The following is an 11,975-nucleotide window of genomic DNA, read 5'->3' as shown; positions in this document are numbered from 1 at the left end:
GCGGCGAATGCGGGCGACGAGCCATCGGTAGTCATCGCCAAAGTGGTCGAAGGCCACGGCAATTTTGGCTACAACGCGGCGACCGGTGAGTATGGCGACCTTGTCGAATCAGGCGTCGTCGATCCGACCAAGGTCACGCGCACGGCCTTGCAGAACGCCGCATCGATTGCCGGGCTGATTCTGACCACGGACGCCACTGTCGCCGAAGCGCCAAAAGACGATAAGGCGACGGGGACGCCCGCACGGGAGTTGGAGTATTAACCTGCAGCGGGTTGCTTCAAGTGCCTGTTGTATTGGTGGCAGGTGCAATTGGTTCATTATCGGCGCCGCATTTTACTCCGTCGTGCGGCGCTGCTTTTTGGCAAGCTGACATGAAACTCGAACTTCGCATTGATTCCAAGCCGCTTGAAGTCGAGCTCGACGATGTCATTGCGGCGCTCCTGGCGCTCCGGCTCGATCTACCCGACGACGCGAATCTCGAAGATGCCCTCGCTCGTTATCTAAGCGAAAAAGGTGCGCCGTGGGTACTTGACGAGGAGCATATGCGTAGGCGTATTTTCCGTCGCCTGATCCTCGACATCGCCGACCCGGCCTTGATCATTCGACATCTCATGACTGGTCAATGATTTGCGATGGAGCATGAAATCATGAACAGGACCTACAAACCGAACGACTCGACGAACGACACGTGCTCGGGCGCTCGCGCTAGCGAGGCGATGCCCGATGGCGCCGTCGCGCGCATCGTCTCCGAACTTGAGAATGTCGTGACGCTTATGCGTCAAAGCTCCATGCAACGCGGTTATACGTCAAGTCACATTTATATTTCCGCGACGCCGTCGCGCATGGACATGGCGATTTTGATTGCCTTGGCCGAGACGTACGGCCAAGCCATCGTCGAAGATCCGCGCTTCTATCCCGTGATTTCTTTTGTAGCGGAGCGCGGCGGCGTCGCCCTTGTCCAGCAAGTTCTCTTCGGCGACTCGATGAATCCCGTCCCATCGGGAGCTGCATGCAATGATGTGCTCTCCTCGCTGCTAAAAGAGGCCCGACCCGCCTTTGAGTTTCTCTGCAGCACTTGGCCTGAAACCTTCATGGCTCAAGCAAACACCGCCCTTCGCAGGCTCGGCTTTTCCACGCTCACGAGACCCACGAACGCGCGGCAAGCGAGGTCAATTCGCCCAACGGACGATGGGGCCAACGCTGCGCGATAACCGTGGACATACGAAGAGCCCCTGGAGGTGGGCATGTTCTATAACGTAATGCATTGCTCGGCACGTGCCTGATCTGAGTGATATGCCCGGAGAGTTTCGAGCGCCTGGCGCGCCGTCGCCCAAGCTCCCATCCGGCGTGCTCGGCCTGGACTACCTCAAGTTTTTGCAACTGTCGGTGAGCGACGAATTCCTCATGCGAGAAGCGATGGGCAGCCCAGCCGTCGAAGACGCGTTGACTTCCATCCGCTTGGGCACGATGCGCGCCGCGCGGCCGGCCATGAAAGTATTCTTCGATGGTTGCCGGTTTTGGCTGGCGAGTCATGTCCACCGCTATCAGGCCGCCCGCCTTCTCGGCGCCTGTCACCAGGAGTTTTGGTGTGACATTCGAGCCGGCACGCGCAACGATGCTATCCAGTATGCGTCGAGGATTACGAGCGCCAGCCGTACGTGTCATAACGCGCCTATCTCAGCGCGCTGATCGCCTCCATCGACTCAGCCAATCGATCGGCACGCTACCGAGAAATCAGAAAGTGCGACACCTGCGGCGGCGGCATGGACGTCGCGATATCTCATGGGCCGTACTGGGTTCGAACCAGTGACCAACGGATTAAAAGTCCGCTGCTCTACCAGCTGAGCTAACGGCCCACTTGCCCACGAAAGTGACGACTATGCTGCGGGCGTAGCACTCAACGCGGTTCCTAGCCAATATCGATCGTGCGGCTAGCCGAGCGTGCCGACTCCGACTTCGGCACGGTCAGTGTGAGTATGCCGCGGTCGAATTTAGCCAAGGCGCGATCCGGCTCGGCGTTCTCCGGCATCGGGATGGTCCGTGTAAAGCGCCCATAGGCTCGCTCCAGCCGGTAGCAGCCATCCTCTTCGCTGCGAACGTCCTGTTTCTTCTCGCCGCGCAAGACGAGCGCGCCATCCTCGACGCTTACGCTCACGTCCTCGCGCTCCATTCCCGGCAACTCGGCCGTCACGCGCAGTATCTTTCCTTCGTCGACCACGTCGATGCGCGGCTGAAAGCGCGACGAACTGAAGTCGCCAAACCATCTTTCCAGCGCCCCGCGTCCAGCAAAGGGGTCTTGAAAAAATTCTTCGACTGCGCGCCATGGATCGCGCGAGAAGAATCGAGGCATGTCAGGCCAGGCCGACCGCGAATGTTCACCGCCGGGCGACTGCTCCGCTTCCCCATCAGACTTGCGAGTCGCCCCGCGGAGGAACTTGAAGGGATTCCATTTTTTTGGATCGGTATTCATGGTTTGCTCCTGCCGATTCGTCAGCCAACGACTTAATTTGCGGGTGGCGGTCTCTCGGACCGCCACCTCAGGTCTCCTGCTGCTTTCCCCGCTTGCGGGGCTTAGCCGGTACGCACTTCGATCCGGCGGGGACGGGCCTCGTCCCGACGCGGTATCGTCAGTTGCAGCACGCCGTCCTTCAGATTGGCATCGATCTTCGAGGCATCCAGGTCGGACCCAAGAGAGAAAGCCCGCGCGAAGTGGGGCTGACGGATCTCCGCGTGCTGCAGCCGCAGCCCGGATGGAGTCGGCACCACCGCCTCCGCCTCGATGAAGAGATTACCGTCGTGGACCTTCACGTCGAGCCGGTCCTTCGTTACACCAGGCAAATCCGCCCATAAGACGACGCCCTGGCTATTCTCAAAGATGTCGACCGCCGGCGTGAGGGTGATCCGACGCTCGGACGACTCCCCTTGCCTGCCGCCCACCGCGGTTTCGCCTTTCTTCGCAAGCTCTGTCGTGGCGTTCATGATGTTCTCCTTCGACTGTGAGGTTTCATTGAACGGTAATAGCGCGTGGCTTGGATGCTTCCCGCTTGCCAATGCTCACCGTCAGGCAGCCATTGGTGTATTGCGCGGTGACCTTGTCAGGGTCCGCATGCTCCGGCAGCTCAATGACGCGCCGAAAAGAACCTACGAATCGCTCCTGCGCATAGGTGCGCATTTCTTCACCGGCGGCCTCGGGTAGCGCCGCCGCGCGCTCTCCGCTGATGCTTAACAGGCCCTTGTCAATCGACACGTCGAAGCTCTTCGGATCAACTCCGGGCGCAAACGCAACGACCTCGATCGAGTCGTCGGTCGAGCCGATATTGATTTGCGGGAAGGCGCCGAAGCGCCCCGAACGGATGCTGGAAGGGAAACCACCGAATGCGCTCGCCATCTGCCGTTGCAGGCGATCGAGCTCGCTGAACAGGTCGGTTCCGAAATAGAGATCGCTCATGATCATTTCCTCCTTGGAACCAGCAGGAAGACGAACCGGCCTACGCGCTCCAGTCCGTCTGCCATGCTGCGGGCAAACAAATCGAAACACGCAGCGCGCCGAACTGCTTGCGCGACTGCCTGAGCGAAATTCAAGATAGGATCTCGCGGCGAAATTTCAAGGGGAAGTCGCGAGTTTTCTGCTCTTGAAATCGGGCGGGCGCATCCTATATTTTCTCAACGTTCCTGATGGCCCTTGCGAGGACACTATGGAATTCGAATACGATTGGCTGACCCTTGGGCGGCACCGTATCCGGCTGCGCTCGACGGAGGGCTTCCCGACTGAGACGATGCGTACGGCGGTCCAGGTCATTCGGCTTGCGATCGACAACAACATGAGCGCGCGTGCGCGCATGGTCGAAGTCGTGGCGCGAAAGGAAGCCACTTACGAGATCTCGGTTGGCAGCACCTTCGCCGACGACCGCTTATGCGCGCCCCAACTCGAAGCGGCGATCGCGACGGTTTTGGGCTTGCAACCCGCGCAGATCAATATCCTCGTCACAGTGGTGACGCAGGCAGAGGTCGATCTGCATTTCGGTGTCTACGAGCGGATGCTTGCCGAAAAATTAGGCGTGGTGCCACCACTTCAATAGCGCATCGCTCATCCAGTTCGGGGCAAAAGGTGCTGGTGCGGTTGGCGGACATAGCTTTAGAGCGCACGCTTGATCTTGATCAAGCCGCCGCCGCTGAACCACGACGCCCAGTGAGTCCAGCCCCCACGTCTCGGTACCATGCACCGCCCTTACACCGGTCGACCTCTACCAGACCGGAAAGACCACGTCCGGCTGCGGTGAGAACTGTATGCCCGAGCGAGGACAGCTCACGCGCCCCTTAGCAGCGACCCGCTGATCGAGGTACGGAAGCAGCAGTGCGGGACCCGGGATGCCGCCGTTACCGAGAAGGATATCGGTGACCACCTTGTCGCTACAGGGCGAGGTCGCCGGTCGATCCAGCAAAATCGTCGTGTAGTCGCCAGGAGCGTATTGATCGCTGCCACGCTGGATGGTACCGGTAATCCAGATATCGTCTTGCAGCGGCAGGGTGCGAATAGGCGCACTCGTTGAACCAGCCTCGCCGGACCAGCACATAGCAATCGCAGCCGCAGTCAGGAACCCTATATGTTGCATGTTCATAGCCAACCTCTTACCTATGAGCGCCGGCTGACAAACGCCGCGGCGCTGCACCTCGCGCACCGCCGATCCCATAGAACGAGCGATACAAGCGGTCTCTCAGGGGTCACGCCTGCATCCGATCGTTAACGAACGAGTTGTGTCCCAGCGTCACCGTTTGCGATTCACCTCCTTGAAATCTGCGTCAATCACATCTTCATCCTGGTTCGCTCTGTGGGATTCGTGTTGCCCGGCCGTTTCCGTCGAATCGCTTCCTTGCGATGGATTGTCCGCATATATCCGTTCCCCGAGCTTTTGCGACGCTGTCGCCAGCGCGCCGATCCGGGCTTGTATCTCTTCCCTGTCGGACCGTTTCAATGCATCTTCAAGTTCCCTGATCGCAGCCTCAATCTCGCGCTTCTCGGCGGCGTCAAGCTTGTCACCATATTCGGTTAATGCTTTGCGCGTAGTGTGGACCAACGCATCGCCTTGATTGCGTGCATCGACCAGCTCGCGCAGCCGGTGGTCCTCTGCGGCGTGCGCCTGCGCCTCCCGGACCATCTTTTCGATTTCGGCTTCGGACAACCCTGAATTCGCCTTGATGGTGATCCGGTTTTCCTTGCCGCTCGCCTTGTCTTTGGCCGAGACGTGCAGGATGCCGTTTGCGTCGATATCAAAAGTCACCTCGATCTGCGGCACGCCACGAGGGGCTGGCGGGATACCCTCCAACGTGAACTCGCCCAGCAGCTTGTTGCCGCTCGCCATCTCGCGTTCGCCCTGATACACCTTGATGGTGACCGCCGCCTGGTTGTCGTCGGCGGTCGAGAAGACTTCCGAGAACCGGGTCGGAATGGTCGTGTTCTTCTCGATCATCTTTGTCATGACGCCGCCGAGCGTTTCGATGCCAAGCGAGAGCGGCGTCACGTCGAGCAGCAAGACGTCCTTGCGCTCCCCGGACAGTACCGCCGCCTGGATGGCCGCCCCGACGGCCACTGCCTCATCGGGGTTGACGTCCTTTCGCGGTTCGCGCGCAAAAAGCGCTCTGACCGTTTCCTGCACCTTGGGCATACGCGTCATGCCACCGACAAGAATGACGTCGTCGACCTGTTCTGCCGTCAGACGCGCATCTTTGAGCGCCACGCGGCAAGGCTCCATCGTCCGCTCAATCAGGTCCTCCACCAGCGATTCGAGTTTCGCGCGCGTGAGTTTCACGCTCAGATGTTTGGGTCCCGATGCGTTCGCTGTGATGTACGGCAGGTTGATCTCAGTCTGCTGACTCGACGACAGTTCGATCTTGGCCTTCTCGGCCGCCTCCTTGAGACGCTGCAAGGCGAGCACGTCCGTCGAGAGGTCAACGCCCTGCTCCTTTTTGAACTCGCCAACGAGATAGTCGATGATGCGCTGGTCAAAGTCCTCTCCACCCAGAAAGGTATCGCCGTTGGTCGACAGCACTTCGAACTGCTTTTCTCCGTGAACATCGGCGATCTCAATCAGCGAAATGTCAAAGGTCCCCCCGCCAAGATCGAAGACAGCGATTTTGCGGTCACGGCTGTCGCGTTTGTCGAGCCCGAAGGCGAGCGCAGCGGCTGTGGGCTCGTTGATGATCCGCTTGACCTCGAGACCAGCAATGCGCCCGGCGTCCTTGGTCGCCTGGCGCTGGCTATCGTTGAAGTAGGCGGGCACCGTGATGACAGCTTCGGTGACCGACTCGCCGAGGTAGTTTTCAGCGGTTTGCTTCATCTTGCGCAGGACTTCGGCCGAGACCTGGGACGGCGCGAGCTTGCTGTCGCGCGCTTCGACCCACGCGTCGCCGTTCTCCGCCTTGATAATTTTGTAGGGCATCAGCCGAATATCCTTCTGCACCTCCTTTTCCTCGAAGCGGCGCCCGATCAGGCGCTTGACCGCAAACAGCGTGTTTTTCGGGTTGGCGACCGACTGCCGCTTGGCAGACGCGCCCACCAACAGCTCATGACCGTCGAGATACGCGACAATCGATGGCGTCGTGCGGGCGCCCTCTGAATTCTCAATCACCTTAACCTGCTTGCCTTCCATTAGCGCCACACAAGAATTTGTGGTGCCGAGATCGATGCCAATGATCTTGCTCATGATGTCGTCACCGATATCAAAAAGACTTCATTTATCTCGTCGCCCCAGGTCATGCGGTCTCTACGACACTTCTTGAGCCCTCGCCATTGCGCGAACGTCATCATTGCTTCTCTGGCTCTCGAGCGTCGCGCAGCGTTGCCTGCTCGAATTTTTGAGAAAGGCTCGACGCCGGCTGCAGCACACCTGGCGTGACGTAGCCAGCGGGCTCGTCCGACGCCTGCGGGATCAACCGCAGCTCCCTAAGTCTCGCCCGAAGGAACGCGTCGGCATGCGCCAGCTCCTGCTCAAGTTCCTGCGCCGTCACACCGGCTACCTGGGCGGCAGCGCCTACTGAAAGCCCCTCTAGCCGGCAAAGTACAACGCCGCGGCGCCAAGGTGCCGGCAGTTCCGAAAGAAGCCTCGCGAGCAGCGCGCGGAGCTCTCGCTCGCTCACGACCTCCTCGGGCGTCACGTCCGCTGCTGGCATGACGTCCTCGAGACGCAGGACTTCGTCGGGCTGCCAGTAGGCAAACAGGATTTCCTCGTCCTCTCGCGGCTCGCGCAACTCGATCGGCAGTCTGCCCTCGAGCGAAATGCAGCGACCTGCCTCGTCCTGACGGCGGCTCACTTCGTCGGCAAGAACGCTCAGCGTTATCTGGTAAAGCCACTGCAGCGGGTTGAGCTTGCGTGGGCGCGTTGCAGACTGCTCACACGCACGGGCCAGCGCCTCATCGACGATCTCGTCGACCAACGGCTCACCCGGGTCGAGTTCGCCGCGCGCCTGCAGGTCCGAAAGCTCCCGCTGCACAAAGCGCTGCAGCGAGGCGAGCAGCGGGCGCACGAGGCTGCTGAACGACGCCGCTTCTGCGTCGCTCTCTTCGTTCAGTGCCGTCTTGAGTTGCCGCAGGCCGACACGCCGCTCCTTGCGACGCCAGGCGTCTTCGTGACGCAGGTGTGCAACGTGGCGTTCGACCTGCCGGTCCAGTTCCGTGAGGGCACGTTCGATTGCCTCTTCCAAGCGCGACGATTCCTCTACGCACGCCAGCGTCGCCCCGGACAGCGTCATCTGCAAACGGACGCGATAGGAACCATGGTGGCGGCTCCTATCCAGGGTCGCGTGCAAACGGAGCAGTTCGGCCGGAAAATGAGACAAATGCGGGCCGAGCACCCGTTCAGCGAGCCGCTCGATCATCTGATGAAGGTCGGGACGTGCAAGCTTCGCCACGTTCCGATAACGAATCACCGTTTTCATCTCAAGCCTGTCCACAAATCAAGCTGCGCCGCCCAGTGAAAATTCGCGACGCGCACTGCGCAAAAGTTTTCTCATCCGCGACCGCGATGAGATGCCGCCGGCACCCCGGAGCGAGGATGCGACGTCCCGACTGTTCCGCGTCCCGCTGCGGTGCCGATTCAGAGGCCATCGTGGCGAGTGACCGCCCGCTCGGCTTTCTGGCGCTGCGGCGTCGGACAAGAGGCGTTCGCGCCGTCGCCGACGCTCGCCGTTGCCCTATCGCCCGTGGGCATGCGACGGAGGCTGGCGAATCAATGGCGCGAGAGAAGGCCCGAGACGAGCGCCGGCCGCGCTGCGCGAGCAGCGACATGCAGAAAAAAGCGCTGAAGTTTGAGAGCGACGCTCGGTGCCATCGATGCAGTCCGAGCGCAGATAGACGTGGCTCATCGTCTTCTCCTTCGACGCAGCAAGGAAGAGAACGGGTTTGCGCGCTCCAGTTCGCCTGCCGTGCTGCCAGCAAACAAATCGAAACACGCAGCGTGCGGCCGGTCGGGCGGCGGACACACTGCCTGAGCTAAAAATAACGTAGTAAAACTCCGGCAAAAATTCAAGAGGCGACGATAGAGAACCGAAGGCCAAGGGCGTCGCACGGAAGCGGCCAAACGTCAGACTCGCCCAAGTTGTCTGGACAGCAGGCCAACGCTATTGCGCGCGCGCGGCGTCTCGCAGTGCTGCTTCGAGCTCCAACAGGGAGTAGGGTTTGCGCAAAGCCTTCCACGGGAAGTCCGTGGCATCGTCCGCAAAAGGGATCTCACCCGAGGCGAAGAGCACGCGAATCGATGGATGGCGGCCGATGACGATTCGCGCCAAATCGACGCCGGACATATCGGGCAGGCGCACGTCGGTGAGCAAGACATCGAAAGCGGCAGCGTTCATTGTCTCGATTGCATCGCTCGCATTTTCAACGCCGCTCGGATGATGACCCAACATACACAGCAGTTCGAGCACCGCGTCTCGTGAAGACTTGTCGTCCTCTACCACGAGCACCCGCCTTGCTGATGCTGACGACGCAGGCTCCGCTGAGCGTCGCGACGATTCAGCGTTCGCCGCCCCTCGTGCTCCGAGCAGTTGGCGAATTTTTACCGCCAGATCTTCCCTGCTGTAGGGTTTGCTAAGAAGTTCTACACCCGGGTCGAGCCGGCCTCCGTGCACGATTGCATTTCGGGTGTACCCCGACGTGTACAAAACGCGCAGATGGGGCTGCAGCAGCACCGCGCGTCGAACCATCTCTGGACTCTTAAGTGGACCTGGCATCACCACGTCGGTAAAAAGCAGGTCGATGTGCGTGCCGCTGTCCAATATAACGAGCGCTTGTTCGCTGTCATTAGCCTTCAGCACGTTGTATCCCAGTTCGATCAGCATCTCGACCACGGTCTCTTGCACTTTCAGATCGTCTTCGACGACCAGCACTGTTTCGGAGCCTCCGAGCATGGGCACATTCGTCCGTGCTGCCGGAGTAAATGCCTCGCCTGACGATCTTGGCAAGTAGACACGCACCGCAGTTCCATGCCCGACTTCGCTATAAATCCGAATATGACCGCCGCTTTGCTTGACAAAGCCATAGGCCATACTGAGACCGAGTCCGGTGCCCTCGCCTTCGGACTTGGTCGTGAAGAAGGGGTCAAACGCGTGCTCCAACACTTCAGGCGGCATACCGACGCCGGTGTCGGTGACGCTGAGCATCACGTACTGCCCGGCGTGCACGTCAGGAAACGAACGCACATAGCGTTCGTCCAGCGTCGAGTTGGCGAGCTCCAGCGTGAGCCGCCCCCCATCCGGCATCGCATCACGCGCGTTAATCGCTAGGTTCAGCACGACGTTCTCGAGCTGATGCGAGTCCACGAATGCGTTCCAGAGCCCCCCGGCCACGCTGGTTTCAACTTCGATGGTCTCGCCGAGCGCGCGGCGCAAGAGATCGTCCATACTCCGAACCATCGCGGCGAGATTGACCGAAGCTGGGCGAAGCGCTTGTCGGCGGCCAAATGCGAGCAACTGCGAGGCCAGCTTTGCACCGCGCTCGACCGCGCTGATCGCATTCGCGAGTCGGTCCAAGGTCCAATCGTCACGCGCGCAGCGGATCTGAAGGAGTTCGAGATTGCCGCGCAAGACTTGCAAAACGCTGTTGAAGTCATGAGCGACGCCCCCCGTGAGCCGCCCGATCGCCTCCATTTTCTGCGACTGAAAAAGTGCGGCTTGCGTCTGTTCCAGCAGCTGGTCCGCTTCGCGTTTTTCGGTCACATCCCGCGTGATTTTCGCAAAGCCGACCAACTTGCCGGACTCGTCACGTACTGCATCGACGATGACGTGAGCCCAGAAGCGAGACCCGTCGCGCCGCACGCGCCATCCCTCCGCTTCGAACCGCCCCCCGCGGGCGGCGGTGTCCAGTGCACGCTGCGGTGCGCCGGCGCAGCGCGAGAAATGGCAACCGACGATTTCGTCGGCCGTATAACCCTTGATTCTTCGGGCACCGCTGTTCCAGTTGGTGACGATACCTTCCGGAGAAAGCATGAAAATCGAGTAATCAGTGACGCCATCGACCAGCATTCGAAAGCGCCGCTCGCTTTCTATGACGGCGTCGTGCGCTTTCCGTTTCTCCGTTTCGTCGCGCACGATTTTTGCGAAACCCAATAACTCCCCATGTGACCCGACGAGCGCGGTCGTCACGACGCTCGCCCAAAACAATGAACCGTCCTTACGCCGGCGCCACCCCTCGGTTTGCATGCTGCCGCGCTGACGGCGAATATATGCGACTACTGAACCGGCTCTATGATGTGCCACCGCCATCATCAATCGAGGTGCTTCGCAGGCAGCACGCCTTCGCGGGCGCTGGTTCAACTCGTCGTTTAGTCGTGCACGACGACAATGACTGGCAAATCGACGCTGCTCCGCACTACTTACAAACTGACTGGCCGCATTTTGGAATAGGCTTTCGTGAGTATGAGCACACTGTCGATCGCGTCCGACGCCAACTCTTCGGTAACGTGCTCTGCCCTGCTCATGCCTCCACCCTCTCGGCGCGGCCAGGTCATCAATGCGTGGTCTCGTCACGAGACCTTGCCAGCGATAGCGTTGCAGCGCTCGGCTGGTTGATGAGTTGGTATGGGCTCACACGCGCATGTGTGCCGAAGGATCGCTTATCGACGCCGGTGCTGGGTCTGGTTGGATGGCTTGGGCACTTGCCTCACCAGCCCGCCGACGTACCGCAGTGCGCCTGGCGCGATCAATTGAATTGCTGGCTTTACGACGACCTTATGAGGTCAGTCTGGATATGGTGGCGCATTGCCAGCTTCATGCGTGACCGTGGCAACTATTTGCTCGTCCGGTGGCTCGCGCGCCCTTGCGAACTGGCGACGCGTCGGCGGAACGACAACACGCCTCCGGCTACGAAATCGGCAATCCTGACGTCGTAATTGACCGCAACCTGCACAAGTGTCTCGACTTTACTTCAATTCCAGCCAAATGATTGATATTGAAGGATTTTTTATTTGGCACAGTGCTTTCTGTCACAAGTGTCCCAACTTTAGTGGGGAAATCGTCCTGACATTAGCTCGTTTGCCACCGCACGACCGGTCAATGTCGTCTGCGTCGAATTCTTAAGGACGTGCGTTTTGCCGCTCCTGCGGAGCATCCCTTCCTCATTTTACTGAACATTGCAATCCCCGATCGTGGGCTTCGTTGTCTCGAACGCGGATCGAGCATTACAAAAACCGCAGCGAACCGGCCACTCCGGAGCGATGCTCAGTTACGCCCGGGACCGTCACGCAAAAAAGTCGGCGGGCTATGCCGCGGGAGTACGTGGACGTTTCTGCGTGGAAAAAATATGGCTTTTCAGCGACAGCGCCACGAACGCCAGGACCAGAGGGTCTCCAGCGCGATTCCTCTCGCAGATCGGCGGTAAGAGGCGGTCCTAACCTGCTGTCGGTCCGTCAGCACGAACTGGCTTTGAACTGTGTAGGATCGCTTTTTGCATCGGCGTCGTCTGTGCGACAGAGACAGCTGCGGCG

General features: G+C 60.0%; 12 protein-coding genes, 1 tRNA gene and 1 pseudogene. 6 read left to right on the top strand and 8 right to left on the bottom strand.

Annotation, left to right across the window (positions count from 1 at the left end):
- The 4 genes from AWB74_RS38445 to AWB74_RS38430 all read left to right on the top strand — a co-directional run.
- Nucleotides 1–261: TCP-1/cpn60 chaperonin family protein (locus tag AWB74_RS38445; protein WP_327363033.1), on the top strand; the 261-nt coding region annotated here is incomplete at its 5' end.
- 110 nt (nucleotides 262–371) lie between these two features.
- Nucleotides 372–626 (top strand): hypothetical protein, encoded by a 255-nt coding sequence (locus AWB74_RS38440; protein ID WP_061147744.1) that lies wholly within the window; start codon nucleotides 372–374, stop codon nucleotides 624–626.
- Between the two features lie 21 nt (nucleotides 627–647).
- Nucleotides 648–1,211, top strand: a complete 564-nt coding sequence (locus AWB74_RS38435) for a hypothetical protein (protein WP_235024846.1) — start codon at nucleotides 648–650, stop codon at nucleotides 1,209–1,211.
- 64 nt (nucleotides 1,212–1,275) lie between these two features.
- Complete coding sequence (locus tag AWB74_RS38430) at nucleotides 1,276–1,689, top strand: hypothetical protein (RefSeq protein WP_143749416.1); 414 nt, start codon at nucleotides 1,276–1,278, stop codon at nucleotides 1,687–1,689.
- Nucleotides 1,690–1,783: 94 nt separating this feature from the next.
- Here AWB74_RS38430 and AWB74_RS38425 read toward each other — a convergent pair.
- The 4 genes from AWB74_RS38425 to AWB74_RS38410 all read right to left on the bottom strand — a co-directional run bounded on the left by AWB74_RS38425 (nucleotide 1,784) and on the right by AWB74_RS38410 (nucleotide 3,448).
- Nucleotides 1,784–1,856, bottom strand: a tRNA-Lys gene (locus AWB74_RS38425).
- Nucleotides 1,857–1,909: 53 nt separating this feature from the next.
- Nucleotides 1,910–2,470: an Hsp20/alpha crystallin family protein gene (locus AWB74_RS38420; RefSeq protein ID WP_061151814.1), complete on the bottom strand. Its 561-nt coding sequence runs from the start codon at nucleotides 2,468–2,470 to the stop codon at nucleotides 1,910–1,912.
- Nucleotides 2,471–2,571: 101 nt separating this feature from the next.
- A complete protein-coding gene (locus AWB74_RS38415) occupies nucleotides 2,572–2,979 on the bottom strand; it encodes an Hsp20/alpha crystallin family protein (protein WP_061151813.1) in 408 nt (135 codons plus the stop codon).
- Nucleotides 2,980–3,004: 25 nt separating this feature from the next.
- On the bottom strand, nucleotides 3,005–3,448 hold the full coding sequence (locus AWB74_RS38410; RefSeq protein WP_061151821.1) for an Hsp20/alpha crystallin family protein: 444 nt from the start codon (nucleotides 3,446–3,448) through the stop codon (nucleotides 3,005–3,007).
- Between the two features lie 247 nt (nucleotides 3,449–3,695).
- On the opposite strand from AWB74_RS38410, the gene AWB74_RS38405 reads away from it, so the two are divergent.
- Nucleotides 3,696–4,079: a hypothetical protein gene (locus AWB74_RS38405; protein ID WP_061151812.1), complete on the top strand. Its 384-nt coding sequence runs from the start codon at nucleotides 3,696–3,698 to the stop codon at nucleotides 4,077–4,079.
- Nucleotides 4,080–4,244: 165 nt separating this feature from the next.
- Here the strand turns inward: AWB74_RS38405 and AWB74_RS38400 are convergent, their stop codons facing one another.
- From AWB74_RS38400 to AWB74_RS38385, 4 genes and pseudogenes are all read right to left on the bottom strand, one after another.
- On the bottom strand, nucleotides 4,245–4,619 hold the full coding sequence (locus tag AWB74_RS38400; protein WP_061151820.1) for a hypothetical protein: 375 nt from the start codon (nucleotides 4,617–4,619) through the stop codon (nucleotides 4,245–4,247).
- Between the two features lie 147 nt (nucleotides 4,620–4,766).
- A complete protein-coding gene (gene dnaK, locus AWB74_RS38395) occupies nucleotides 4,767–6,701 on the bottom strand; it encodes a molecular chaperone DnaK (protein ID WP_061151811.1) in 1,935 nt (644 codons plus the stop codon).
- 100 nt (nucleotides 6,702–6,801) lie between these two features.
- The gene (locus AWB74_RS38390; protein WP_061151810.1) at nucleotides 6,802–7,932 is read right to left on the bottom strand and encodes an HPF/RaiA family ribosome-associated protein; all 1,131 of its coding nucleotides are present in this window, start codon (nucleotides 7,930–7,932) and stop codon (nucleotides 6,802–6,804) included.
- Nucleotides 7,933–8,613: 681 nt separating this feature from the next.
- Nucleotides 8,614–10,707, bottom strand: a pseudogene (locus AWB74_RS38385) (response regulator); the annotation flags it as partial.
- A gap of 8 nt (nucleotides 10,708–10,715) precedes the next feature.
- Here AWB74_RS38385 and AWB74_RS47050 point away from each other — a divergent pair.
- Nucleotides 10,716–11,381, top strand: coding sequence for a hypothetical protein (locus AWB74_RS47050; protein WP_200822096.1), 666 nt, complete (start codon nucleotides 10,716–10,718; stop codon nucleotides 11,379–11,381).
- The last annotated feature ends 594 nt before the right edge of the window (nucleotides 11,382–11,975 follow it).

Source organism: Caballeronia arvi (genome assembly GCF_001544695.2).
Lineage (GTDB): Bacteria > Pseudomonadota > Gammaproteobacteria > Burkholderiales > Burkholderiaceae > Caballeronia > Caballeronia arvi.
The sequence above is the reverse complement of the archived record's forward strand: the minus strand, read 5'-3'. Positions and strand labels throughout refer to the sequence as shown.